21 protein-coding genes are annotated in these 24,421 nt (G+C 67.5%); 11 read left to right on the top strand and 10 right to left on the bottom strand.

All coding sequences use genetic code 11. The features are described 5' to 3' along the window. The first annotated feature begins 325 nt into the window (after nucleotides 1–325). Nucleotides 326–1,222, top strand: a complete 897-nt coding sequence (locus DIE16_RS16640; RefSeq protein WP_124488124.1) for a LysR family transcriptional regulator — start codon at nucleotides 326–328, stop codon at nucleotides 1,220–1,222. Nucleotides 1,223–1,273: 51 nt separating this feature from the next. Next, nucleotides 1,274–1,660, top strand: a complete 387-nt coding sequence (locus DIE16_RS16635; protein WP_044843235.1) for an ester cyclase — start codon at nucleotides 1,274–1,276, stop codon at nucleotides 1,658–1,660. Between the two features lie 19 nt (nucleotides 1,661–1,679). Here the strand turns inward: DIE16_RS16635 and DIE16_RS16630 are convergent, their stop codons facing one another. Next, nucleotides 1,680–2,420, bottom strand: a complete 741-nt coding sequence (locus DIE16_RS16630) for a sulfite exporter TauE/SafE family protein (protein ID WP_124488125.1) — start codon at nucleotides 2,418–2,420, stop codon at nucleotides 1,680–1,682. Nucleotides 2,421–2,611: 191 nt separating this feature from the next. Then, nucleotides 2,612–3,628: an aldo/keto reductase gene (locus DIE16_RS16625; protein WP_124892813.1), complete on the bottom strand. Its 1,017-nt coding sequence runs from the start codon at nucleotides 3,626–3,628 to the stop codon at nucleotides 2,612–2,614. A 138-nt stretch (nucleotides 3,629–3,766) separates the two neighbouring features. On the opposite strand from DIE16_RS16625, the gene DIE16_RS16620 reads away from it, so the two are divergent. Further along, complete coding sequence (locus DIE16_RS16620; RefSeq protein ID WP_124488127.1) at nucleotides 3,767–4,678, top strand: LysR family transcriptional regulator; 912 nt, start codon at nucleotides 3,767–3,769, stop codon at nucleotides 4,676–4,678. A gap of 51 nt (nucleotides 4,679–4,729) precedes the next feature. Here the strand turns inward: DIE16_RS16620 and DIE16_RS16615 are convergent, their stop codons facing one another. Beyond that, nucleotides 4,730–5,884 carry a porin gene (locus DIE16_RS16615; RefSeq protein WP_044843230.1) on the bottom strand — a complete coding sequence of 385 codons (1,155 nt, stop codon included), beginning with the start codon at nucleotides 5,882–5,884 and terminating at the stop codon, nucleotides 4,730–4,732. 381 nt (nucleotides 5,885–6,265) lie between these two features. Between DIE16_RS16615 and DIE16_RS16605 the strand changes: the two genes are divergently transcribed. Then, entirely contained in the window at nucleotides 6,266–7,369 is a 1,104-nt protein-coding gene (locus DIE16_RS16605) for an OpgC domain-containing protein (RefSeq protein ID WP_044843341.1), read from the top strand. Between the two features lie 61 nt (nucleotides 7,370–7,430). Continuing rightward, nucleotides 7,431–8,369, top strand: coding sequence for an esterase family protein (locus DIE16_RS16600; protein WP_124488130.1), 939 nt, complete (start codon nucleotides 7,431–7,433; stop codon nucleotides 8,367–8,369). Nucleotides 8,370–8,468: 99 nt separating this feature from the next. On the opposite strand, the gene DIE16_RS16595 is transcribed toward DIE16_RS16600, so the two are convergent. Then, nucleotides 8,469–9,707: an SfnB family sulfur acquisition oxidoreductase gene (locus tag DIE16_RS16595; RefSeq protein WP_124488131.1), complete on the bottom strand. Its 1,239-nt coding sequence runs from the start codon at nucleotides 9,705–9,707 to the stop codon at nucleotides 8,469–8,471. Between the two features lie 293 nt (nucleotides 9,708–10,000). Between DIE16_RS16595 and DIE16_RS16590 the strand changes: the two genes are divergently transcribed. Beyond that, the gene (locus DIE16_RS16590) at nucleotides 10,001–11,266 is read left to right on the top strand and encodes an acyl-CoA dehydrogenase family protein (protein WP_124892811.1); all 1,266 of its coding nucleotides are present in this window, start codon (nucleotides 10,001–10,003) and stop codon (nucleotides 11,264–11,266) included. Next, a complete protein-coding gene (locus DIE16_RS16585; protein WP_124892809.1) occupies nucleotides 11,263–12,663 on the top strand; it encodes an LLM class flavin-dependent oxidoreductase in 1,401 nt (466 codons plus the stop codon). The genes DIE16_RS16590 and DIE16_RS16585 overlap by 4 nt, the downstream gene beginning before the upstream one ends. A 117-nt stretch (nucleotides 12,664–12,780) precedes the next feature. Here DIE16_RS16585 and DIE16_RS16580 read toward each other — a convergent pair whose 3' ends face one another. Beyond that, entirely contained in the window at nucleotides 12,781–13,995 is a 1,215-nt protein-coding gene (locus tag DIE16_RS16580; protein WP_124892807.1) for an FAD-dependent monooxygenase, read from the bottom strand. Nucleotides 13,996–14,178: 183 nt separating this feature from the next. Between DIE16_RS16580 and DIE16_RS16575 the strand changes: the two genes are divergently transcribed. The 3 genes from DIE16_RS16575 (at nucleotide 14,179) to DIE16_RS16565 (ending at nucleotide 17,111) form a co-directional block, all read left to right on the top strand. Continuing rightward, nucleotides 14,179–15,123 carry a LysR family transcriptional regulator gene (locus DIE16_RS16575; RefSeq protein WP_124488134.1) on the top strand — a complete coding sequence of 315 codons (945 nt, stop codon included), beginning with the start codon at nucleotides 14,179–14,181 and terminating at the stop codon, nucleotides 15,121–15,123. Between the two features lie 113 nt (nucleotides 15,124–15,236). Beyond that, on the top strand, nucleotides 15,237–15,995 hold the full coding sequence (locus DIE16_RS16570) for an SDR family oxidoreductase (RefSeq protein WP_124892805.1): 759 nt from the start codon (nucleotides 15,237–15,239) through the stop codon (nucleotides 15,993–15,995). A gap of 138 nt (nucleotides 15,996–16,133) precedes the next feature. Then, entirely contained in the window at nucleotides 16,134–17,111 is a 978-nt protein-coding gene (locus tag DIE16_RS16565; RefSeq protein ID WP_124892803.1) for a helix-turn-helix domain-containing GNAT family N-acetyltransferase, read from the top strand. A gap of 13 nt (nucleotides 17,112–17,124) precedes the next feature. On the opposite strand, the gene DIE16_RS16560 is transcribed toward DIE16_RS16565, so the two are convergent. The 5 genes from DIE16_RS16560 to DIE16_RS16540 all read right to left on the bottom strand — a co-directional run bounded on the left by DIE16_RS16560 (nucleotide 17,125) and on the right by DIE16_RS16540 (nucleotide 23,411). Next, entirely contained in the window at nucleotides 17,125–17,457 is a 333-nt protein-coding gene (locus DIE16_RS16560; RefSeq protein WP_044843221.1) for a cupin domain-containing protein, read from the bottom strand. 104 nt (nucleotides 17,458–17,561) lie between these two features. Further along, nucleotides 17,562–18,989: an MFS transporter gene (locus DIE16_RS16555; protein ID WP_044843220.1), complete on the bottom strand. Its 1,428-nt coding sequence runs from the start codon at nucleotides 18,987–18,989 to the stop codon at nucleotides 17,562–17,564. A 311-nt stretch (nucleotides 18,990–19,300) separates the two neighbouring features. Next, on the bottom strand, nucleotides 19,301–20,779 hold the full coding sequence (locus tag DIE16_RS16550; RefSeq protein WP_124488138.1) for a sensor domain-containing diguanylate cyclase: 1,479 nt from the start codon (nucleotides 20,777–20,779) through the stop codon (nucleotides 19,301–19,303). A gap of 142 nt (nucleotides 20,780–20,921) precedes the next feature. Next, complete coding sequence (locus DIE16_RS16545; RefSeq protein ID WP_044843218.1) at nucleotides 20,922–22,016, bottom strand: TrkA family potassium uptake protein; 1,095 nt, start codon at nucleotides 22,014–22,016, stop codon at nucleotides 20,922–20,924. 60 nt (nucleotides 22,017–22,076) lie between these two features. Beyond that, the gene (locus tag DIE16_RS16540) at nucleotides 22,077–23,411 is read right to left on the bottom strand and encodes an FAD-binding oxidoreductase (protein WP_124520721.1); all 1,335 of its coding nucleotides are present in this window, start codon (nucleotides 23,409–23,411) and stop codon (nucleotides 22,077–22,079) included. A 246-nt stretch (nucleotides 23,412–23,657) separates the two neighbouring features. Between DIE16_RS16540 and DIE16_RS16535 the strand changes: the two genes are divergently transcribed. Continuing rightward, a complete protein-coding gene (locus tag DIE16_RS16535; RefSeq protein ID WP_124488211.1) occupies nucleotides 23,658–24,305 on the top strand; it encodes a hypothetical protein in 648 nt (215 codons plus the stop codon). Nucleotides 24,306–24,421: the final 116 nt, after the last annotated feature.

The raw sequence follows: 24,421 nt of genomic DNA, 5'->3' as shown, positions 1-24,421 counted from the left end.
CTTTCATTGCGCGCGTGAGCGCGCCGGCGAGCCAGTGCGGCCCGCGCCGTCCGCCCGCTCAACGCAGCCAGTCGACCAGCTCCGCGCAGGCCCACGCGATGCCGATGCAGAGGAACAGCACGTGCAGCGCGATCTTGAACGACACGCCCCACGACGAATCGACCCGCATGACAGTCTCCCCCGGTTGATATGCGGCCATGATCCGGCATCGATCCCGCCCCGAAAATGCGGAACCGGCGAACGGGGCCTCAGGCCCAGCCTGAGACCGGTGCGGCGGTTCCTGCTAACTTATCGGCCATACCCATCCTTACGCGCCCCAACGATCATGCGCTTCGACCTGACCGACCTGCGGCTCTTCCTGAACATCTGCGAGGCCGGCACGATCACGGGCGGCGCCGAGCGCACCCACATCACGCTGCAGGCCGCCAGCGAGCGCATCCGCGGGATGGAGGACGAGCTCGGCGTGCCGCTGCTGCACCGGACCAAGTCGGGCGCGCAGGTAACCGACGCCGGCCGCGCGCTCGAGCACCACGCGCGCACGGTGCTGCAGCAGATCGACCACATGCGCGGCGAGCTGCAGCAATACGGCCAGGGGCTGCGCGGGCATATCCGGCTGCTGTGCAACACGGCGTCGCTGAGCGAATACCTGCCCGACGCGCTCGCCGCGTATCTGCCGCTTCACCCGAAACTGTCGATCAGCGTCGAGGAGCGCTCGAGCCAGGAAATCGTGCATGCGATCCGCAACAGGACGGCCGAGGTCGGCATCGTCGCCGATTCGGTCGGACTCGGCGGGCTCGAACAGAAGCCGTTCAGAGAGGACTGGCTGATCGCGGTCGTGCCGGCCGGTCATCCGCTCGCCGCGCGCGACAAGGTCGCGTTCGACGAGATCGCCGACGCGGACTTCATCGGGCTGACCGACGGCAGCGCGCTGCAGGTCCATCTGGCGGACCAGGCGCGTGCGCTCGGCAAGCGGATCCGCTACCGTGTGCAACTGAAGAGTTTCGATGCGATCTGCCGCGTGATCGCAAGCGGCGTGGGGATCGGCATCGTGTCGCGCCATGCGGCCGAACGCGCGATGCAGACGATGGACGTGCGGCTCGTCGAGCTGTCCGATGCGTGGAGCCACCGCAAGCTGACGCTCTGCGCGCGCTCGTTCGATGCGTTGCCGAAATATACGCAGGCGTTCGTGTCGTATCTGTCGGGCGACATGCCGCCACGCTGAACGTCGCGCGCGCCGCAACAGCGTGGCGATACCCGAGGAGACATCGCAGCCATGACCGGACCCGAACTCGCGATGCACTATCGCGCCTACATCGACTGCCTGAACCGGCAGGACTGGCCGGCGCTCGGCCGGTACGTCGCCGACAATGTGATCCACAACGACCGGCCGCTCGGCCTGGCCGGCTATCGCGCGATGCTGGAGCAGGATTTCCGCGACATTCCGGATCTCCATTTCGAGGTCCGGCTGCTCGTGTGCGAACCGCCGCGCATCGCATGCCGGCTGCGCTTCGCCTGTGCGCCGAAAGGGACCTTCATGGGGCTCGCCGTCGACGGCACGCGCGTCACGTTCGCCGAAAACGTCTTCTACGAATTTCACGACGGAAGGATCCGGCAGGTCTGGTCGGTGATCGACAAGGCCGCGATCGAGGCGCAGCTGTGACGCTGCCGGCCGTCACTGCTTACCGCAGCCCCGACACGGCCATATAGGCGCCGAGCGCGATCATCCCGACGAAGAAGCAGCGCTTGAACGCCTTCTCGCTCATCACGCGCCGCGCGTACTGCCCGCCGATCATCCCCGCGAGCGCCGGCACGAGTGCCAGCGCCGATACGCCGAGATCGACCGTCTGCAGCGCGCCCGTCACGCGCAACTGCAGGCCGAGCGTGATCGTCGACGCGGTAAACGACAACCCGAGCGCCTGGATCAGGTCGTCCTTCGACAGGCGCAGCGCCTGCAGGTACGGCACGGCCGGCACGACGAACACGCCGGTCGCGGCCGTCACGACGCCCGTCAGGTAGCCAACCGCGGCCGACAGCCACTTTTCGTGACGGCCCGGCGCGGGCAGCCGCGCGGCGGCGAGCCCCCAGCCGCCGTATGCGACCAGCACGATGCCGAGTGCCGCACGGGTCCACGCGCTGCCGGCCGCGAGCGCGGGCAGCCCGCCCGTCAGCGTGCCGAGCGTCAGCCCGGCGAGCAGCGGCCACAAACGCCGCAGCAATGGCCCGAACGACGGGCCGAGCCACAACTGCCACACGTTGGTGATGAACGACGGCACGAGCAGCAGGCTCGCGGCGGCTGACGGCGACATCGCGAGCGTCAGCAGCCCCATCGCGATCGTCGGCAGCCCGAGGCCGATCATGCCCTTGACCGCGCCGGCGAGCAGAAAGACCAGCACGATGATCGTCAGCGTATGCGTTTGCATGGCGGGGGTTCGGTCCGGTTGAATACGGCGCCGATGGTGAACCACCGTCACGCCGTCGGCCATCTGGCTTTGCCTGAGGCTGGCTCGGGCCCGCCCGGCGGGGCCTGTCACCCCGCTACCCCGCCACCCATCGCCTCATCGCCTCATCGCCCCGTTGCCCCGTCGCCCCGTCGCACCGCCATGCGCGCCGTTCAGGCACCGTGCGCCGGCCCCCGTCCCTGCTCGCTGTCGAGGTGCGCCATCTGCGCGGCCGGATAACGCTCGCCGGCAGCGGCCCCGGCGGGAACCGCCGTTTCGATGCGGGCGAGATCATCGACCGTTAGTTGCAATTTAGATGCCTGAAGCGCGTCCTGGAGTTGCGTGCGCTTGCGTGCGCCGATCAGCGGCACGATGTCGTCGCCGCGCGACAGCGCCCATGCGATCGCGATCTGCGCCGGGTTGCTGCCCTTCTCGTCGGCGATCGCGCGCAGCGCGTCGACCAGCGCGAGGTTGTGCGCGAGGTTCTCGCCCTGGAACCGCGGGCTGGCCGCGCGGAAATCGCGCTCGCCCTGCCGCGCCGCGCTCCAGCCGCCGCCGAGCAGCCCGCGCGACAGCACGCCGTAGGCCGTCACGCCGATCGCGAGTTCGCGGCACACCGGCAGGATGTCCGTCTCGATCCCGCGCGACAGCAGCGAGTATTCGATCTGCAGGTCGGCGATCGGCGCGACGGCCGCCGCGCGGCGGATCGTGTCGGCCCCGACCTCCGACAGGCCGATGTGGTGCACGTAGCCGGCCTTCACGAGATCGGCGATCGCCCCGACCGTCTCTTCGATCGGCACCGCCGGATCGACGCGCGCCGGCCGGTAGATGTCGATGTGGTCGGTGCCGAGCCGCTTCAGCGAATACGCGACGAAATTACGGATCGCCTGCGGCCGCGCGTCGTAGCCGACGAACGCGCCGGCCGGATCGCGCAGCGCGCCGAACTTCACGCTGATCAGCACCTGGTCGCGCGTGCGGCCGCGCAGCGCGTCTCGGATCAGCATCTCGTTGTCGCCCATCCCGTAGAAGTCGCCGGTATCGAGCAGCGTGATCCCGTTGTCGAGCGCCGCGTGCAGCGTCGCGACGCTTTCGTCGCGATCCGCCGGCCCGTAGAGATCCGACATCCCCATGCAGCCGAGCCCGATCGCCGATACCTGCGGGCCCGTGCGGCCCAGTTGACGCTTGTCCATGTCCGTTTCCTCGCGGTGGTGAGTGAATGAACGGGATTCTGGGCGTAATGCGGCGCGCGATAAACGCGAAACGCCCAACCAAATCATTCGACACTGATTAACAATGGAGCTTCCCGATCCGTCACGTTTCCGCCCCGCATGGACCATCTGCATGCAATGCGCATCTTTGCGCGCGTCGCCCACCTCGGCAGCTTCACGAAAGCCGCCGAGCAGTTGCAATTGCCGCGCCCGACCGTCAGCAATGCCGTCCAGTACCTGGAGAAGCACCTGAAGGTGCGCCTGTTGCAGCGGACGACGCGGCGCGTCGCGCTGACCGCGGAAGGCGCGACCTACTACGAGCGCTGCACGCGGCTGCTGGCCGACCTGGACGACGCCGAGACGCTGTTCGACGAAGCCGGTGCGTCGCCGCGCGGCCTGATCCGCGTCGACCTCCCCGAGCGCTTTGCACTGGACAAGGTGATTCCGGCGCTGCCGGATTTCCACGCACGCTATCCCGACCTGCGCGTCGTGCTGAGCACGACCGACCGCTTCGTCGATCTCGTCGCCGACGGGATCGACTGCGCGGTGCGGGTCGGCGTGCTGTCCGACACGTCGCTGGTCGCGCGGCGCGTCGGCGAGATGGCGCAGATCAACTGCGCGTCGCCCGCGTATCTTGCGCGATACGGCATGCCACGCTCGCCGGACGATCTGCCCGACCACGTCGCGGTCGGCTATTTCTCGAGCCGCACGGGCCGCGAGCTGGACTGGGAATATGCGGACATGGATTCCGGCGCGCTGCAGACCGTGAAGATGCGCAGCGTGGTCGCGGTGAACAGCTCGCACGCGTATCTCGCGTGCTGCCTCGCGGGCCTCGGGCTGATCCAGGCGCCGCGCGACGGGCTCGCGCCGCTGCTGGAAGACGGCTCGCTGGTCGAGGTGCTGCCGGAATGGCATGCGGCGCCGCTGCCGGTGTCGGTCGTGTTTCCGAACGGCCGGCATCTGGCGCCGCGCGTGCGGATCTTCGTCGACTGGCTCGCGCACACGCTCGACGACGCGCACCGGGCGCAATGACGACGGCCGGCGCCAGGGCAACCCACCCCGGGCGCCGACCGGTCAAGCGCATCAGAACTTGTGGCGGATCGCGGCGCGCACCGCGAACTGGTTCGCCGACGACGACGGACCGTCCGTCCCGACCACGTAGCCGCCGTCGGCCGCGGTGCCCGTCTTGTCGCCGGCGACCTTCTGCCATGCGCCCTGCAGGTAGACGTCGGTGCGCTTGGACAGGCTGTAGTCGGCCATCAGCCCGACGGTGTGATATTTCGGCTTGAACGAACCGGCCGCGGCGTCGAACTTGCCGTCGGTATACACGTACTGCGCGCCGAGATAGAAATCGGGCGTGAGCTGGTACTTGCCGTTGATCTCGAAGTTCTGGAACCTGGTCGCCGTGAGCCCGAGGCCGTCGAATGTCGACGCCGGCAGGTAGACGGTCGACACCGGGTTCTTCACGTCGGTCTTCGTATAGACGAAGCCGACCGTCGCCGGACCGAACGTATAGTTGATGCCGCCGCCGAAGATCCGCAGGCGGTCGGCGACGAAGTTCGCGTCGTCGGCCGCGATCGCGCCCGCATTGCCGACGCCCGGGCTGTTCGCCTGCAGATACGCGGCCGCGACCTGCAGCCCGGCCAGCGAATACTGCGCGCCGATGCTGTACTGGCGGTTGGTCGAGAAGCCCGTGCTGTTGCTGAAGCTGTAGGTGCCGCCGAACGACAGCCCGTTCCAGTCGGGGCTCGCGTACTTGACCGTGTTGTTGACGCGGAAGGAGTTGTCCGTGTTGTCGTTGTCGAACGGGTGCGAGAACAGCGTGCCGCCCCAGTTGCCGTTCGCGGTGAGCGGCGCGAGATAGTCGACGACCGCATCGTACTGGCGGCCGAAGGTCAGCGTGCCGAAGCGCGACGCGCTCAGCCCGACGAACGCCTGGCGGCCGAACATCCGGCCGCCCTGGTTGAACCGGCCGTTGTTCACGTCGAAGCCGTTTTCCAGCGTGAAGATCGCCTTCAGCCCGCCGCCGAGGTCCTCGCTGCCCTTCAGGCCCCAGCGGCTGCCCTGCGCATAGCCGCTCGCGAGCTGGTAATTCGTTTTTCCGACCCCGTTCACGCTCACGTTGTTCGTGTAGTTGAAGCCCTCGTCGATCAGGCCGTACAGCGTCACGCTGTCCTGCGCGAAGGCCGGCGCGGCGAAAGCGGCCAGCGCGGCGGCAAAAATGACGTGCTTCTTCATGACGGATCTCCGGAGCCGGGTGCCGGGCAGGCCATTCGCCCGGCGATTGTTTGGTCTGTTTTATAGAGGTGGCCCGCAGGGCGGACTGCGCGGTGTGCGGCCGCGAGGACAAAATGGTGTCACGTCGCAAACCGCCCGTCCATCGGGGCGTGGGCGCGGCCAGCAAAGCGTTGCGCTCGTCCAACTGCCCTGTTTTTCCGATGCCATGAGCACGCTTATCGGCAGCGGCCGGCCGGCCCGCTATCCGCGTAAACCCGGACGGCACCGCATCGGTGGCACAATGCGCATCCGTTCGTCATTTCTTCACGAATTCATGCTTCACCCCGATTCATGCGCGGCAGGTGCCGGCCGCGCACGCGGCGCGCGCCGGGAGGCGGCCCGATGACCGCCGCCGCCCGGGCCGGCCGCTACGCCGAACTCGATTTCTTCCGCGGCCTCGTGCTGCTGGTGATCGTCGTCGACCACATCGGCGGCAGCATCCTGTCGCGCGTGACGCTGCATGCGTACGCGCTGTGCGATGCGGCCGAGGTGTTCGTGTTCCTCGGCGGTTTCGCGACCGCCATCGCGTACAACTCGCTCGCCGAGCGCCACGACGAGGCCGCCGCGCGCCAGCGTTTCATCCGCCGTGCGTTCGAGATCTACCGCGCATTCCTCGTGACGGCCGGCCTGATGCTGCTGATCACCGCCGTGCTGAACGCGTTCTCGATCGACGGCCCGAACATGCCGACCAACGATCTCGACGGCCTGCTCCACAAGCCGCTCGCCGCGCTGCGCGACATCCTGCTGTTCCGCCGCCAGCCGTATCTCGCGTCGGTGCTGCCGATGTATGCGTTCTTCGCGCTGCTCGTCCCGCTCGCGCTGCCGCTCGCGCGCACCCAGCCGTGGCTGATGCTCGCATTCAGCGGCTCGCTCTGGTACGCGGCGCCGCACGTCGCGCGCTTCTTGCCGACCGTCGAAGGCGCGCCGTGGGACTTCAACCCGTTCGCGTGGCAGTTCCTGTTCGTGCTCGGCGTGATCGCGCGCTGCCAGCCCGTCTACCAGACGCTCGCGCCGAAACCCCAGGGCTGGCTGCTGACGGCCGTATCGCTCGCGATCGTCGCGGCCGGCGCGTACTACCGGCTGCGCGTCGAGCCGTTCCCGACCGATCCGTCGATCAAGCAGAACCTCGGCGCGCTGCGGCTCGCGAACTTCCTCGCGATCGCGTGGCTCGCGGCCAAGCTCGTGCACCTCGGGTGGATGAAGAAGGTCGCGCACGCGATGCCATGGATCGGCACGATCGGCCGCCAGGGGCTGCTGTGCTTCGTCGCCGGCACCGGCATCTCGCTCGCGGTCGACTCGCTGCTCTACCAGGCGACCGAAGGCTATCTCGACGTGCCGCTCGGCCTGGCCGCCGACGTCGTCGCGATGGGCCTGCTGTATCTCGTCGCGAAGCTTTATGCGCCGCTGGTGTCGCGGCTGTCGTTCCCGTTCCGTACGCGGCGATGACGTGCCGCGCCGTCACGCGCCGCTGCTACGATAGCGGGCGCCTCTCCTGAAACGCTTCGCCATGCGCCGACTCGCCCTTCCGTTCGCCGTCGCCCTGATCGCCGGCTCCATCGCCACTGCCCACGCCACGCCGGGCGGGCCCGCGGCCGCGCCGGCGACGTCCGCGCCCGCGATCGTCCCGCCCGCAACGGTGGCGCCGGCCGCCCAGGAACCGCCGGTGAATCCGGGCAGCAGCGTCGTGCTGCGCGCGTTCCGGTCGGCGTCGCTCAAGCGCGACTGGTCGTACACGGTCTACCTGCCGCCCGGCTACAACCCGGAAGGCGCGCGCTACCCGGTGCTGTACCTGCTGCACGGCAATGCCGGCAATGCAAACGACTGGATCACGCAGGGCCGGCTGCAGGCCACGGCCGACACGCTGATCGAACGCCGCGAGATCCCGCCCGTCGTGATCGTGATGCCGCAAGGCGGCACCGACTGGTACGTCGACCGCAAGGAGAAGATGCAGAGCGCGTTCCTGAACGACCTGCTGCCGGAAGTCGAAGCGCACTTCGCGGTGTCGAACCAGCGCGCGGGCCGCGCGATCGGCGGCGTGTCGATGGGCGGCTTCGGCGCGCTGCGTTTCTCGCTGCTCGAACCGGGCCTGTTCTGCGGCGCGATGCTGTTGAGCCCCGCGATCTACGCGAACGAGCCGCCGCTCAATTCCGCCGCGCGCTATGTCGGCGTGTTCGGCGACCGGCAGTTCGACCCGCGCGTGTGGCACGAGCTGAACTACCCGGCCCTGATGCGCGGCTATTTCGCGCGCAACTGGCGCGTGCCGATGTTCATCGCGGCCGGCGACGACGACCTGACGATCCAGGCCGAATCGAGCGTCCTGTACACGCAGCTGCGCCGCGCGCAGAACCCGGCCGAACTGCGCATCGTCGATGGCGGGCACACGTGGGACGTGTGGCGCGGGGTGCTCGGGTCGGGGTTGAAGTACGCGCTGGAATGCGTGAAGTAATGCGTGACGTAATGGAGCCGGCCGACGCGTCAGGCAACCGCACGACGATCACCTGACGCCGCTTCCTTCGCTGCGCTGTCGCGCTGACTCGCGCCCGATTCAATTCCACGCGTGACGCGCCGGCCGAACGCCGTTCAGGTAGTAGTTGCCGACGAGGTGATACTTCCACCGAACCGGATCATGCAGCGTGTGCGTGCGCGCATTGCGCCAGTGCCGGTCGAGATTGTGTTCGGCGAGCGTCGACTGCGTGCCCGCCAGCTCGAACAGCTTCTCGCCCGCGAGCAGCGCGATCTCGGTCGTCAACACCTTCGCCTCGCCGACCGCGACCGATGCACGCGCGACATCGTCGTCGGTCACCGTGCCGCGCGCGCCGATCTCGTCGAGCGTGCGCGCCGCGCGTTCGAGCAGCGCTTCCGCCGCATGCAGCTGGATATGCAGACGGCCGATCTCGCGGACGATCAACGGATCGTCGGCCGCCCGTTCGACGCCGCTGTCGACCCACGGCCGCGTGCGCGTGCGCACGAACGCCTCCGTATCGGCGATCGCGGCCTTCGCGATGCCGGCATCGATCGCCGCCTGGATGATCTGCGACAGCGGGCCGTTGAGCGTCGGCTCGTCCGACACGCGCTGCGCGTGCAACACATGCGAAGCCGGCACGCGCACGCTGTCCAGCACCACCGTGCCGCTCGCGGTCGTGCGCTGCCCGAAGCCCGACCAGTCATCGATCACGGTCAGCCCCGGCGTCGGCTGCGGGATATAGGCGAGCCACGCCTGCTGCGCATCGTCGAGGCCGAGCACCGGCACGTAATGCGCGAACAGTGCGCCGGTCGAATAGAACTTCGTGCCGTCGACGACATAGTCGTCGCCGTCGCGCCGCACGCGCGTCTTCAGGTCGAGCACGTGCTTCGTGCCCTTCTCCGAGAAGCCGTTGCCGAAGCGCTTGCCGCTCAGGATCTCCGCGAAGAAATGGCGCTTCTGCGCATCGGTGCCGGTCAGCGCGATCACGTCGACCAGCCCGAAGTGGTTCTGCGGCAACTGCCCGAGCGACGCATCGGCCGCCGCGACGATCTTGATCACCTCGGTGAGCGTCACGTTCGAGACGCCCGCGCCGCCGTAGGCCTTCGGCACCGTGATCGCCCACAGCCCCGACTGCGAGAACCATTCGATCTCGTCGCGCGGCAGCCGGCGCTCGCGGTCCCGCTCGGCCGCCCCTTCGGCCAGCCGTTGCGCGAGTGCCTGCGCAACCGCGATCGCCTGCGCGTCGTCGGCGATCACGCGGGCCACCTGCGGTCTTGCGTCGGCCGGCCGGTCCTGAATCGTCGCGCTCGTATCTGACATCGGGCTCTCCTGTCGAATCACGAAAGCACTCAATCTAGCAGCGCGCCGCAGGCCGGCAAACCGAGCGATTCTCGTAACGATATTCCTTCGGATAACAAACGACATCGCACGGCACCGCATCCGCTTCCGCGCTTCGGCGTCGCAATCGACGCCCTGGCGTCGACGTTTCACGGCGCCGTTCGCGTAATGCGCAGCGACGATAACGATCTGCGAATCCGTTATTGGAACGTGCGCGTCGTGCTTCCTATACTGGGCTCCCGGTGCAAACGGCCCCGCCCTACGAGGAACCCCGCATGACTTCGTCGCACGCAGATACCGAATTGTCCACCGGCACCGACTACGACGCGCTCGCGAGCCGGTTCCGGCCGCTCTTCGACCGGATTGCCGCCGGCACCGCCGAGCGCGAACGCCACCGCGAACTGCCGTACGAAGCGATCGGCTGGCTCAAGGCCGCCGGCTTCGGCGCGATACGGCTGCCGGTGCGTGACGGCGGCGCCGGCGCGTCGCTGCCGCAGCTGTTCCGGCTGCTGACCGAACTCGCCGCCGCCGACTCCAATCTGCCGCAAGCGTTGCGCGGCCACTTCGCGTTCGTCGAGGACTGGCTGAACGCGCCGCCCGGGCCGCAGCGCACGACGTGGTTCGATCGTTTCGCGAGCGGCCAGCTCGTCGGCAATGCGTGGTCGGAGGCCGGCGACGTTCCGCTCGGCCAGACGATCACCAAGGTATCGGAGCAGAACGGCCGGCTCGTGTTGAACGGCCGGAAGTTCTACAGCACCGGCAGCCTGTTCGCGGACTGGATCGACGTGTTCGCGCAGCGCGAAGAGGATGGCAGCGACGTGATCGTCGCAATCGCCACCGGGCAGCCCGGCGTGATACTCGAAGACGACTGGGACGGCTTCGGCCAGAAAACGACCGGCAGCGGCACGACGCGCTTCGAGAATGCGGCGGTCGACGCCGACCACGTGATCGATTTCGCACGCCGCTTCAAATACCAGACCGCGTTCTACCAGCTGTTCCACGTCGCCACGCTGGCTGGCATCGGCCATGCGATCGTGCGCGACGCGGGCGAGCTCGTGCGCGGCCGCACGCGCGTGTACAGCCACGGCAACGCCGCGCGGGCCGGCGACGATGCGCAGCTCCAGCAGGTGATCGGCGAAATCGCGTCGTGGGCCTATGCGGCCGATGCGCTCACGCTGCGCGCTGCGCAACCGCTGCAGCAGGCGTACGTCGCACGCTTCGGCGGCGACGACGAAGCCGAACATGCCGCCAACGTCGCCGCCGAAATCGAATCCGCACAGAGCCAGCTCGTCGTGTCGGAACTCGTGCTGCGCGCGGCGACGCGCCTGTTCGACGCGCTCGGCGCATCCGCGACGCGCAGCACGACCGCGCTCGACCGTCACTGGCGCAACGCGCGCACGGTGTCATCGCACAATCCGCTCGTCTACAAGGCGCGGATCGTCGGCGACTGGGTCATCAACGGACGCACGCCACCGTTCGTCTGGCGCGTCGGCAACGGTGCAGGTGCGCAAGCCGGCACGGAAACGGGAGCGGCGCGATGAGCAAGACCATCCGCTTCAACGCGTTCGAAATGAATTGCGTCGGCCATCAGTCACCCGGCCTGTGGGCGCATCCGCGCGATCGTTCGTGGCAGTACAAGGATCTCGACTACTGGACCGATCTCGCCCGCGTGCTCGAACGCGGGATCTTCGACGCGATCTTCATCGCGGACGTGATCGGCTATTACGACGTCTACCAGGGCAGCAACTACCACGCGCTGCACCAGGCCGCGCAGATCCCCGTCAACGATCCGCTGCAGCTCGCCGCGCCGATCGCGATGGCGACCGAGCATCTCGGGATCGGCATCACCGCGTCGACGACGTTCGAGCATCCGTACACGTTCGCGCGCCGGCTGTCGACCGCCGACCATCACACGAAGGGCCGGCTCGCGTGGAATATCGTCACGTCGTATCTGGAAAGCGGCGCGAAGAACGTCGGCGACAACGGACTGCGCACCCATGACGACCGCTATGCGGTCGCGGCCGAATACGTCGAGGTGCTGTACAAGCTGTTCGAAGGCAGCTGGGAAGACGGCGCGGTCGTGCGCGATCGCGACGGCCGCGTGTTCACGCATCCGGAGAAGGTGCACGAGATCGGCCACAAGGGGCGCTTCTTCGACGTGCCCGGCTATCACCTGTGCGAGCCGTCGCCGCAGCGCACGCCGGTGCTGTTCCAGGCCGGCGCGTCCGGCCCCGGCAAGGCGTTCGCCGCGCAGCACGCCGAATGCGTGTTCGTCGCCGCGCCGACCCGCCCGCAACTCGCGCGCTATGTCGCCGACGTGCGCGCGCAGGCCGCCGCCGCGGGCCGCGACCCGCACGACGTGCTGATCTACAACCTCGTCACGGTGATCGTCGACGAGACCGACGAGAAGGCGCAGGCCAAGTTCGACGAGTACCGCCGCTATGTGTCGTACGACGGCTCGCTCGTGTTCATGTCCGGCTGGACCGGCATCGATTTCGGCCAGTACGCGCCGACCGATCCCGTCCGGCGCGTCGAGACGAACGCGATCGTGTCGGCCGTCGAGCATCTGGCCGGCGGCGATACCGCGTGGACGATCGAGGAACTGGCCGCGTGGGGCGGCATCGGCGGGATGGGGCCCGTGTTCGTCGGCTCCGCGCAGACCGTCGCGGACATCCTGCAGGAATGGGTCGCCGCGACCGACGTCGACGGCTTCAATCTCGCGTATGCCGTTGCGCACGAAACCTTCGAGGACATCGTGCGCTACCTCGTGCCGGAGTTGCAGCGGCGCGGCGTCTATCCGACCGAATATGCGCCGGGCACGCTGCGCGAGAAGCTGTTCGGTGCGTCGGCGCGGCTGCCGGACAACCATCCGGCCGCGCGGTTTCGCGACATCGAACAGGTCAAGCGCGACGCGCAACAGGTGGCCGACTACGCGTGACGGCCAGCCGGGCTGGCCAGCCTGCACGAGGGCTGGCCAGCCGCCCCGACGAACGGCCGCGCAACTGCCGCGCCGATCACCGGTCGCGCTGCCGCCGATCGCACCGCGCCCTGCCGCTCACAGCCACGTCCCGCCCTGCCGCTCGTTCGGTTCATCGGCGAGCGCGTCGAAATCGTGAATCCAGTCCAGGTGATGCAGCACGCTGTCGCGCTCGCCGAGACGCGCATTGCGCGCCTGCGCGGCCGGCCCGTCGGGCAGATGCAGCACGTCGGCCGCGGAGATCGACGCGTACTGCACCTTGCGCGTGCGGCCGCGCCGCAGCCGCTCGTACGCTTCCTGCGCCTCGCGCCAGTTGCCGCGCCCGGCCTTCGCCAGTTGCGCGGCCAGCACCATCGCGTCCTCGATCGACTGGTTCGCGCCCTGCCCGTGATGCGGCACCAGCGCATGCGCGGCGTCGCCGATCAGCGTCACGCGCCCGCGGCTCCAGCGGCCGAGCGGCGGCCGGTGGAACAGCCCCCAGCGTTGGCTGATCGGCACCGCGGTGATCATCTGCACCACCGCCGGATGCCAGTCCTTGAACAGGCGCAACTGCTCGCCCTCTTGCGCCGGCATGACCCAGTCGCGCGACGGCCACGGCGACGGATGACGCTCGACCAGCAGGAAGTTCTGGTCGCCGTTGTCGCCGATCGGATAGTGCAGCAGATGGCCGTGCGGCCCGACCCAGAACTGAATGGTCTCGGGATCGGGCAACAGGTCCATCCGCTCGGCCGGCACCACGCCGCGAAAGCCCGAGCACCCCGAATACAGCACGTCGTCGTAGCCGAGCATCCAGCGCCGCGTGATCGAACGCGCGCCGTCCGCGCCGATCACGAGATCGGCGTCGACGCGTGCGCCATTGGCGAAGCTCAGCGTGACGCGATCCGGATGCTGCGCGAGATCGACGAGCCGATGGCCGAGATGAATCTGCTCGACACCGACCGCCTTCGACAGGATCGCCTGCAGGTCCGCGCGATGCACGCCCCAGTACGCGCCGCCGAACTGCCGGCGATAGTCGGGTTCGCCGCGATGATGGCCGATCACCGTGCCGCTGCGCCCGTCGCGATAGACGAGGCCGGGAATCTCCGCGCACACCGCGTCGAAAGCCGGCCGTAATCCCATCCGTTCGTAGAATCGCGTCGCGTTGGCCGACAGCGCGACGGCTGCCCCCACCTCGCGCAGCACGTCGGTCTGCTCGTACAGTTGCGCGTCGATGCCCAGCTCGCGCAATGCAAGCGCCAGCGTCAGGCCGCCGATGCCGGCCCCGACGATCGCGATCCTCAGATTCGTCTGCATGATGAACGTGTCTCCGATATTCAGATGGTGAGTGGTCGAGACCGCGGTGCGCGTGCCCCGCCCGGCGCGCCTGTCGAATGCGAGCGCCGTATCGGTATTTTCAGCAGCGCCCCCTTATCCCACAATAAAATGCAGGGAATCTGCCTCATCACCAAACGGAATGATCGGAGACAACCCGGAACCATGGAACTGAGCGAGATCGACCTCAATCTGTTGCTGCTGTTTCAGCGACTGATGCAGGAGCGGCGAGTGTCGACCGTCGCCGAGCAGATGAACATGAGCCAGCCGGGCGTCAGCAACGCGCTCGCGAAGCTGCGCCGCCGGCTCGGCGATCCGCTGTTCGTGCGCGGGCCGGGCGGCGTGGTGCCGACACCGTTCGCGCTGCGCCTGGCCGAACCGGTTGCGCACGCGCTGTCGACGCTGCATGCCGCGCTCAACCCCGAGACCGGTTTCGATCCGCTGCGCGCATCGCGCACGATGACGATCGGGATGACCGATATCGGCGAAGTCGTGTTCCTGCCCGCGCTGCTCGAACACCTGTCGCGCACGGCACCGGGCATCGCGCTCAATACGGTGCGCAACACGAGCGTCAATCTCGCCGACGAGATGGCCGACGGCCGCGTCGATCTCGCGATCGGCCTGCTGCCGCAGTTGCAGGGCGGGTTCTATCAGCGCCGGCTGTTCGATCAGCGATACGTGTGCCTGTTCCGGCGCGGGCATCCTCTCGAGGACGCGCCGCTGACCGTCGACGCATGGCGAGCGGCCGAGCATCTCGTCGTGGTGTCGGCCGGCACCGGTCACGGCCAGGTGGACGAATGGCTGAAGCGCCGCCGCGTGAAGCGCCGCGTGCGGCTGACGGTGCCGCATTTCATGAGCGTCGGCTATATCCTGCAGCGCACCGACCTGATCGCGACCGTGCCGGAACACCTGGCGCTGCAGCTCGCCGCGCCGTTTTCGCTCGGCTGGCGCGCGTTGCCGGTCACGCTGCCGGGCGCGCCGATCCACATGCTGTGGCACGCGCGCGTGAATCAGGATGAGGGCAACCGGTGGCTCAGGGACGTCGTGGTCAGCCTGTTCGCGGAAGCCGGAACGCGTGGACGCAAGGCCGCGCCGACGCGCAAGGCATAGCCGCTCGCGTCGCGAAATCCGGCGTGCGCGGTAGGATGTCGCTTCGACCGGCGCGGCGAGTCCATCGCGCGCCCGCCGCCGCTTTCCTCACCCAACCCGCAGGAAATCAAGCCATGTCTGTTTCGAAGAAGTTCGCCGCCGTCACGGGCGCCGGATCCGGCATCGGTCGTGCCGCGGCAATCGCGCTCGCGAGCGCCGGATTTGCCGTCGCGCTGATCGGACGCAAGGAAGCCTCGCTGCGTGAAACGAAAGAGGCGATCGTCGCCGACGGTGGCGACACACACGCGTTTCCGGCCGACGTCACCGACGAAGCGTCGGTCGAACACGCATTCGCGCAGATCGCGCAGCGGTTCGGGCGGCTGGACGTCCTCTTCAACAATGCCGGGCGCAATGCGCCGGCCGTGCCGCTCGACGAACACGAGTTCGACGTATGGAACGACGTCGTCGCGACGAACCTGACGGGCGTCTTTCTGTGCGCGCGGGCCGCGTGGCGCCTGATGAAGGCGCAAACGCCGCAGGGTGGCCGGATCATCAACAACGGCTCGATCTCCGCCTATACGCCGCGCCCGAACACGATCGCGTACACGGCCACCAAGCATGCGGTGGCCGGCATCACCAAGTCGCTCGCGCTCGACGGCCGTGCATACAACATCGCGTGCGGCCAGATCGACATCGGCAACGCGGCGACGTCGCTGACGGATCGCATGACGGAAGGCGTGCTGCAGGCCGACGGCCGCATGGCGCCCGAGGCGCGGATGGACGTCACGCATGTCGCGAATGCGGTCGTTCAGATGGCGACTCTTCCGCTGGACACGAACATCCTGAACATGACGATCATGGCGACGACGATGCCGTTCGTGGGACGGGGATAAAGCCCGGCGCCGCGCCGTTTCTGCCGCGCCGGGCCGCGATGCCGGGCACGTCGCCCGGCTGCCCGGCGACGCTCGTCCTTGACAAGTTGCGTGTCGCAACTAATATTACTTGCGACACGCAACTTTCCCGGGCTCGCCATGGACCTCATCGATATTCCGTCGAAGACGCGCGAAGCGACGATTCTCGAGCTTCGGGACTTCTCGCGCAAACTGGTTCGCGAACTGGGTTTCATGCGGGCGACATTGGCCGACAGCGATCTGGCGCCGTCTGCCGTTCACGCCGTTCTCGAGATAGGCATGGCGCCCGGCATCAGCGCAAAGGATCTGGGCAGCATTCTGCGTCTGGATAAATCGAACACGAGCAGGCAGCTTTCGCGGCTCGAAACGGCCGGCTTCGTGACGCGCCGCGTCTCGCCCGACGATGCGCGTGCGACGCAGCTGTACCTGACTGCCGACGGGCGGAAACTGCGCAAGAAGATCGACCAGTTTGCGACACGTCAGGTGTCGAATGCGTTACGCCGGATGGTTCCGGCGGACCAGCAAACCCTCGTCCGCGCCCTCGCGCTTTATAGCGATGCGCTCGCGCAAGACAATGCCACCGACGCGCGCACGCCTAAAGCGGACACCACGCAGATCGTCGACGGCTACCAGCCCGGCTGTATCGGCGACATAGCAAGCCTTCACGCGCGGTTCTGTTCGGAACACTGGGGGTTCGGCGCTTTCTTCGAGAAAAAGGTGGCGACCGAACTCGCGGAATTTGCCGGCACCCTGCCGGCCGAAGGCAAGGCTCTGTGGCTCCATGCCGAACACGGCCGCGCGCTCGCCTCGGTCGCGATAGACGGGAATAAAGCCACGGGAATCGCACATTTGCGGTGGTTCATCGTCGATGATGGATTGCGTGGCTTCGGGATCGGACGGGAACTGATGACGCGCGCCATGCATTTCGTCGATGAGCAGCAGTTCGACGAGACCTACCTGTGGACGTTCAAGGGGCTGGATTCGGCACGCCACCTGTATGAATCGTTCGGCTTTGCGCTGACCAGCGAATCGGAGGGCGCGCAATGGGGAACCAACGTCGTCGAGCAGCGCTTCAGCCGGCGGCGGCCAGGTCGATAAGTCGCCGCACGTTTCATCGATCGTGATAGATCGCGAGCCAGACCGACCGTTCTTCAGGATGCGTCCACGCGACACGATGCCGGCAATGCGGTTCGATCAGCACGTAATCGCCGGGGCGCATGTCGTGCAGCGTCGCGTCCGCTTCGAACTCGAGCACCGCGGCGCCTGACAGCAGCACGACCCATTCGGCACGCGAATCGTCGTACCAGAATCCATCGGGACTCGTGTGCCCCATCGACACGATCCGCTCGACGTTCAGGCGCGATCCCGCGACGAGCACGTCGACGCGCTCGTCGTCGCCGCGCGCACCTTCGAGGCTGAACAGGTTGCCGGTCTGGCGTTGCATGGTTCGACTCCGGGTCGGCCTTCGGCTGAAGGCGAATGACGCCAATGTAGCGCGAAGGCCGGCATCGCGGCGAACTTGTTTGCGGGTTCCGGCAAGCGCTGCATTCACGCGGCCGCCTCGGCGTCGATATCGCGCGCCGTCGGTTCATGACGCACGATCAGCAGGAACACGATCGGCGTGGCCGCGCTGACCGCGACGACCCAGAACATGTCCGTGCCGAGACGGGCCTGCAGGATCGGCAGCACGAACAGCGCGAGCGCCTGGCCGATCCCGCACAGCGAGCGCCCGAAGCCGACACCGGTGCCGCGGATCGCCGCCGGATACGACAGCGTCGGATAGATCATCATCTGCGCACCCGGCCCGAAACCTTCGGCGAACAGCCAGGTGCCGAGCATCAGCAACACGAGGCCGATCGCGAACGCGCCGTGCGGATGCCCCGCCAGCGCGAGCGCGACGAGTGCGACGAACTGCAGCGCGAAGCCCGCGATCGCGACGTGACGCGACGGATATCGATACGCGAGACGCATGCCCAGCAAGCCGCCGGTCAACGCGAACAGCACGTTCAGCGCAAGCGACGCCGCGATCGTCTCGAACACGCCCGCGCCGAGAAACTGCGACAGGATCGACGGCAGGAAGAACGCGATCGCCGTGTATTCGAACGGAATGCACAGGTTCATCACGCTGGCGACGATCGTTCGGCCGAGATACGGACGCTGGAACAGCACGCGAATCCGCACGGGCGGCGGGCTCGGCTCGCGCGGCGCGTCGTCCGCTTCATGGGCGTGAATGCCGTACGACTCGCGCAGGATGCGCGCGGCATTGGCCAGGTCGCCCTGGTTCGCGGCCCACAACGGCGATTCGTTCATGAAGCGATTCCGGACCAGGATGATGACGAGCGCCGGCACCGCGCCGAAGATCAGCGACGCGCGCCACAGCCAGCCCGCATGCTCGGCCGGCAGCAGGAAATACATGCCGAAGATCAGCAGGAAGCACACCGACGACGCCACGTACCACATCGGGCACCACGCAGCGAGCCGCGACGCCTTGTTGCCACGGCCGTTGAACTTCGAGAATTCCGCGAGAAACGCCATCGCGACGGGCAGGTCGATGCCGACCCCGAGCCCCATCACGAAGCGCGCGGCGATCAGCACCCAGACGTTCGGTGCGAGCCCGGCCGCGATCGCCGCGACGACGAAGAACAGCATGTCGGCCATGAATACCTGATAACGGCCGATCCTGTCGGTCAGCCATCCGCCGATCAGGCTGCCGAAGATCGTGCCGATCATGATCGCCGAGCCGACCAGCCCCGTCAGCGCGGGCGTCAGGCCGAATTCGCGCGCGACGTCGTCGATGCCGTACGACAGTGTCGTCAGGTCGTACGCGTCGAGAAACACGCCGCCGAGCGCGAGCAGCACGATCATCCGCGCGTGGCTGACGGAACTGTCCGTCGTATTGATCAGGCGCGCGACATCGCTCGCGGAGCGGATGGGCGCGGAAACCGGCGTGACTGCGTTCAGATCGATCGAACTCATCGCATTCCCTTGTTCGCCGCATGGCCGGCGATGTCCACATGGAGACAGGAACCCGACACGTGCATGCACGCTCGCCATCACATGAAAAGTGGATGCTGGAGCGTCGACACACAGGCATTCGGGTTCCGGAAGCGACGATTCTGTTCCCGCGATCCGGCATTCCCAACCGATATAAACCGATAAATTATTCGGTGTACGTCATAAAGTTTCGCGGCCGCGTACGCCTGGCAGGCACGCGCAGGTGCAATCGCGACCGCGGCGGGCTCGAGGCAATTCGAGCGCGGCCACGCGCCTGCACGTCGCGCCACGCGTCATGCCGGCGGCTGAAACGCGACGACCTTGTTCCGGCCGGTCGCCTTCGCGTAGTACAACGCTTCGTCGGCAGCCTTGATCACGGCCTCGGCCTCGGCATCGTGCTCGGGCGTCCAGCTCGCCAGGCCGATACTGGCCGTGACGTGCCCGTGTTCGCTGCCGGCGTGTTCGAGCGGCAGCTCGTCGATCGCCGCGCGAATCCGCTCGGCAATCTGGGCGGCACCCGTCTCGGCGGTATCGGGGAGCAGCACGACGAATTCCTCTCCGCCATAGCGGGCTGCGGTGTCGGCCGGCCGGCGAATGTTGTCGCCGATGCAGCGCGCAACCGCAGCCAGCGCATCGTCTCCCGCCTGGTGGCCGTAGGTATCGTTGTAGGCCTTGAAGCGGTCGACATCGACGAACAGCAACGAGAACACCGATCGCGCGCGCCGCGCGCGGCGCCATTCGCGGTCCAGCACTTCCGCGAAGCTGCGGCGATTGTTCAGGCCGGTGAGACCGTCGGTGCGGGCGAGCAGCACGAGTTCCGACTCGGCGCGCATCCGGCGCCGGAGTTGCGTGCCGAGCATGAAGGACACCCCGATGAACGCGGCGCCGAACGTCGCCACCAGCGCGCCGATCGTCACGGCGCGGTGCCGCCAGGCCGCATAGATATCCTGCTCCGCTTCCGCGACCATGATGATCAGCGGGAGCTTGGGTAGATGTTTGAAGTAATAGAGACGGCGCACGCCGTCGATCGACGACGTTTCAGAGAACGAGCCCTCCGGCGCGGTCTGGAATCGCCGGAAGGTCGCGGCTTTGCTGATGTTGCGCCCGATGGTATGCACGTCGTACGGCTGGCGCATCACCATCACGCCGTCGTTGCCGATCAGCGAGATCGAGCCGTGCTGTCCAAGCGACAGGCCGGCGAACAGTTGGTGGAAATACTCGAGGTTGACCGCAATGAGCACGACGCCGGCAAACGAGCCGTCCGGGTTCGAGATCCGCCGCGAGAGCCCGATGCTGGGCGAGCCTCTTCGCAGGCGCGATATGAACGGATCGCTGACGTAGAGCCCTGCGTCCGGATTGTCGCGGTGGATGGTGAAATACTTGCGATCGGCGAAATTGCCGTGACGCGGCTCGTCGCCGGCGGAATCGAGGACGATGTTGCCGCTGGCGTCGAGCACCAGCATCGAGCCGAGAAACTCTGCCGTCATGGCGTGATCGAACAGCACGGCGCGCCGCAAGCTCGCGGGCGCGGTCATCACGTCGTGACGTTGAAGCCCCGCGATGACAGCCTGCAGCGACAGGTCGTAGAGTTCGAAATTGCGTTCGATGTCACGCTCGGCGATCAGGCCGAGATTGCGGGAGGTTTCGCTCGCCCGCGCGAGCGCGTCGTTACGGCTCTGGAACAGCTGCAACACGCACAGACCCATGAGCGCGCACGCAATCACGATACCGATCACGACGATGGTATAGGGCGCCGTCGACCTGAATTGCATGTGTCTCCTCGATGATCACGCTCGTGCGCGGCGCACGACGCGATTACCTCATACTAAATAACGCGCGGGGACATATCAAGCGGGGTTGCCCCGGTCACCGCGCGGCATGGCGCACGATGCCGGGATGCTGCACAACCGTCCCTCACACATCCGGATCCGGAATTCGCGCCGACTGAATCACGACCAGCGTATCCCCCGCCTCGATCCGGCACGGCGGATCCTCGTAGAACGAATGGATCTTCCCGCAGCGATCGAGCCCGACGACGATCGCGCCCGGCACGACGTTCGTCATGCAGCCGATTTCGTGCGGCAATGCCTCGCGCTCCAGCAGCGTCGCGCGCCCGCGCGTCGACAGCATGTCGTTCACGAACGGCACGATGTAGCGGCTATGCACCGCATCCGCGAGCAGCAGCGCGCCGATCTTCGTCGACGACACGATCACGTCCGCGCCCGCCTGCCGCAGCTGCCGCTGATACAGGTTCTCCTGGATCCGCACGACGATCTTCGTCTCGGGCGCGATGCTGCGCACCGACAGCGTCAGCAGGATCGCGGTCGGGTCGTCGGTCACCGAGATGATCACGGCCTTCGCCGAGCGCACTTGCGCCTGCTGCAGCAGATCCTCGTGCGCGGGATCGCCGAGCAGCCCCGTCACGCCGAGCGACGTCGCTGCCTCGAGCGCCTGCTGCTGCGCGTCGATCACGATGACCGTCGACGGATCGACACCGCTTTCGAGCAGCTCGCGCACGGCGATCGACCCCGACAGGCCGTAGCCGCACACGACGATGTGATCGGACAGTTGCTTCTGCAGGCGTTTCATGCGGAATTCCTCGATGACGCGCTGGATCACGAACTGATACGCCGTGCCCAGGAAGATGAACCAGATGCCGATGCGGATCGGCACGATGAAGAACGCATCGATCAGACGCGCGCGCGCGGTGACCGGCACGATGTCGCCGTAGCCGACCGTCGCGACCGTGACCATCGTGAAGTACACGAGATCGGCGACATTCATCGGCGTGCTCTTGGTCGAATCGCGCAGGCCGTCGCGATCGAGATACAGCACGAGAAACGCGAGCATGCACAGCACCACGACCGCGCCGAGACGGAACAGCAGCGTGCGCCGCGGCGACGTCGCGGGACGCGTGAACAGCGTGCGCGCACGCGGCGCCTGCCACGGATCGCGGGCACGACGCAGGCGTGAGCGCAACGAGCGGCGCTTGTCGGAGGGCGTTGCCAACGGGGAATCTCCTGAAGATTGCGGGCTCGATTCTACGACGGGAACACGCGGGCCCGTCCGCTACAGCATGCTGCGCGGCCGCACCATCGTCCCGTCGGCGAAACGCCCGGCGCGGAACGCCGCCAGGTCGAGCGACGGCGCGCCCGTATCGACCCATTCGGCCAGCAGCCGCCCGACGATCGGCCCCATCGCGAAGCCGTGCCCGCAGAAGCCGGTCGCGATCGCGAGCCCGGACGGCGTGCCGGGCGCGTCGATCACCGGAATCCCGTCGGGCAGCACGTCGATCAGGCCGGCCCAGGCCTCGACGATCTGCGCGTCCTTCAGCGCGGGGAAGATCGCCTTCAGCTTCGCGAGCGCGCGCGGCGCATGCGCGCGATTCGGCTGCGGCTGCGGATCGCGCGGCTCGATCGGCCCGCCTCCGCCGCCGATGCGCGCGCAGGCATCGCGCCACGCGGCGCCATTCAGATGCAGCCGGAACTTCTCGCGCTGCGACCAGAATTCCGGCCAGAACAGGCTCAGGCCGCGCAGATGGCCGAGCGTCAGGTCGACGTCGACCTGCATGTCGTCGGCGAGATTGATCGCGCCGTTGCTGCGTTGCCGGATGCCGAGGCCGTGCCCCCAGATAGTCGACGCGGACACGTCGGGCAACACGTTGGTGCGCATGCAGGTGCCGCGCACGGCCTGCTGCGGCAGCCGGATGCCGACGCCGTCGAGCAGCCGGAAGCTGGTCGCGCCGGCCGCGCAGATCACGCGCCGCGTGCGGATCGTGCCGCGCTCGGTCACGACGCCGACGACCGCGCCGCCGGCCGTCTCGATCGCCGTCACGCCGCAGCCTTCGAAGAAACGCGCGCCGGCTTGCGTCGCCCGCGCCGCGAACGCGGCGGCCACGCGGCGCGGTTCGGCCTGCCCGTCGGTCGCCGTATACAGCCCGCCGAGCGTGCGCGCCTGCGTCGACAGCCCGGTCACGCGTTCGTCGATTTCCGCGCGCGTCAGCGTGCGCGTGTCGAGCCCGTGTTCGCGCGCAACGGCGAGCCACGCCTGGAACGACGCCCAGTCATCGTCGTTGTCGGCGATATAGAGGCAACCGCCCTGCCGCCATTCGAGGTCGAAGCCGAGCGCCTGCTCGAGCCCTTCCCAGATCCGCATGCCGGCCATCATCAGCGGCACTTCGGCGGACTCGCGGCCCTGCTGCCGCACGAAGCCCCATGCGCGCGTCGATTGCTGGCCGGCAATGCGCGACTTGTCGAGCACGACGGCCTTCAGGCCGCGCAGGCCGAGGTAGTAGGCGGCCGCGCAGCCCATGATGCCGGCGCCGGCGATCACGATGTCGGCTTCGGCCGGAAACGCCGTGTCGGCGTGCGTCAATGCGTCGTGCAGCGGATAGGTGGTCGTCATTGTTCTCTGTTGGCGTCGATACGCCGGCACACGCATCGGCATTCGCGATGGCATGCGCCGGACAGGCGCCCGGATTGAGGATCGGGAGGGCGAACGTGGGGGAAAGTCGATGAACGATCCGGTGCGCGGCCGCGGCCCCGCCATCGGTGACGGTTGCCCGTCGACCGTCCCTGTTTTTTCGCCTTGACGGCGCTATGTTACCGCGCGATAAACTGTATATCCATACAGCATTTCTTCAGCAGTAACATGATCCTCCCCCCATTCGATCCCCCGAAGCTGAACGACCTCACCGAATGGTGGACGAAGTGCACCTACGCCGACGTCCAGCGCCTGATCCTCGAGGTGCAGCACCTTCGTCTGACGCTGTGGGAACTGAAAGCGCACGTCGCGGATGCATCGCGCGGGATCCGCGTGCTCGATCCGGCCATGCTCGCGCACGGTTCCGCACTGAGACGGCTGACCTACCTGCTCGAAAAGGAAATCGAGCGCGCGAATCCGATCGGCCGCTCGCGCGACGTGTATGCACCGTTTTCCGATGAATGGCGCGCGCGTGAAGCGCTGCGATGTGCATTGCGCGCGCAGCCCGAACCCGCGGAAGCCGGCACGCTCCCCTGCACGATTCCGCAATTCCAGCGCGTCACCTGGGCCGAGCTTCGCGATCGCTGGCGTCACCTGAGCGACAGGCAATCGGGCCGGCAGAACATCGAGCAACGCATGGTGCTCGAGATCGCGCGTCAGCGATCCGTGATCCTCGCGCGCGCGCGAAAACTCGTCGATGCCGCGATCGCCGAAGCGGCCGCGGAAGGCAAGCAGTTGTTCGCGCTCGATCAACTCAAGCGGCTGCTGTCCGTCGAGCGGGAAGACGGAGAGCCGTTCACGTATATGCCGGCGTAAGGCGATTCGAATTCGGTGGTCGTTTTTCGAGGGTTCTTCGATGTCGTTCGTTTTCCTGATCATGACGACATGACGATACTTTCCCGTGCAATGCGTCGGGCAGGCCATGCTTCATT

Source organism: Burkholderia sp. Bp9090 (genome assembly GCF_003857985.1).
Taxonomy (GTDB): Bacteria; Pseudomonadota; Gammaproteobacteria; order Burkholderiales; family Burkholderiaceae; genus Burkholderia.
Note: the sequence above shows the minus strand (reverse complement) of the source record. Positions and strands in the feature narration are given on the sequence as shown.

Bases quoted from the DNA above. Each gene is read 5' to 3' on its own strand.
- DIE16_RS16640 (WP_124488124.1), top strand. From the start codon at position 326: ATGCGCTTCGACCTGACCGACCTGCGGCTCTTCCTGAACATCTGCGAG.
- DIE16_RS16635 (WP_044843235.1), top strand. From the start codon at position 1,274: ATGACCGGACCCGAACTCGCGATGCACTATCGCGCCTACATCGACTGC.
- DIE16_RS16630 (WP_124488125.1), bottom strand. From the start codon at position 2,420: ATGCAAACGCATACGCTGACGATCATCGTGCTGGTCTTTCTGCTCGCC.
- DIE16_RS16625 (WP_124892813.1), bottom strand. From the start codon at position 3,628: ATGGACAAGCGTCAACTGGGCCGCACGGGCCCGCAGGTATCGGCGATC.
- DIE16_RS16620 (WP_124488127.1), top strand. From the start codon at position 3,767: ATGGACCATCTGCATGCAATGCGCATCTTTGCGCGCGTCGCCCACCTC.
- DIE16_RS16615 (WP_044843230.1), bottom strand. From the start codon at position 5,884: ATGAAGAAGCACGTCATTTTTGCCGCCGCGCTGGCCGCTTTCGCCGCG.
- DIE16_RS16605 (WP_044843341.1), top strand. From the start codon at position 6,266: ATGACCGCCGCCGCCCGGGCCGGCCGCTACGCCGAACTCGATTTCTTC.
- DIE16_RS16600 (WP_124488130.1), top strand. From the start codon at position 7,431: ATGCGCCGACTCGCCCTTCCGTTCGCCGTCGCCCTGATCGCCGGCTCC.
- DIE16_RS16595 (WP_124488131.1), bottom strand. From the start codon at position 9,707: ATGTCAGATACGAGCGCGACGATTCAGGACCGGCCGGCCGACGCAAGA.
- DIE16_RS16590 (WP_124892811.1), top strand. From the start codon at position 10,001: ATGACTTCGTCGCACGCAGATACCGAATTGTCCACCGGCACCGACTAC.
- DIE16_RS16585 (WP_124892809.1), top strand. From the start codon at position 11,263: ATGAGCAAGACCATCCGCTTCAACGCGTTCGAAATGAATTGCGTCGGC.
- DIE16_RS16580 (WP_124892807.1), bottom strand. From the start codon at position 13,995: ATGCAGACGAATCTGAGGATCGCGATCGTCGGGGCCGGCATCGGCGGC.
- DIE16_RS16575 (WP_124488134.1), top strand. From the start codon at position 14,179: ATGGAACTGAGCGAGATCGACCTCAATCTGTTGCTGCTGTTTCAGCGA.
- DIE16_RS16570 (WP_124892805.1), top strand. From the start codon at position 15,237: ATGTCTGTTTCGAAGAAGTTCGCCGCCGTCACGGGCGCCGGATCCGGC.
- DIE16_RS16565 (WP_124892803.1), top strand. From the start codon at position 16,134: ATGGACCTCATCGATATTCCGTCGAAGACGCGCGAAGCGACGATTCTC.
- DIE16_RS16560 (WP_044843221.1), bottom strand. From the start codon at position 17,457: ATGCAACGCCAGACCGGCAACCTGTTCAGCCTCGAAGGTGCGCGCGGC.
- DIE16_RS16555 (WP_044843220.1), bottom strand. From the start codon at position 18,989: ATGAGTTCGATCGATCTGAACGCAGTCACGCCGGTTTCCGCGCCCATC.
- DIE16_RS16550 (WP_124488138.1), bottom strand. From the start codon at position 20,779: ATGCAATTCAGGTCGACGGCGCCCTATACCATCGTCGTGATCGGTATC.
- DIE16_RS16540 (WP_124520721.1), bottom strand. From the start codon at position 23,411: ATGACGACCACCTATCCGCTGCACGACGCATTGACGCACGCCGACACG.
- DIE16_RS16535 (WP_124488211.1), top strand. From the start codon at position 23,658: ATGATCCTCCCCCCATTCGATCCCCCGAAGCTGAACGACCTCACCGAA.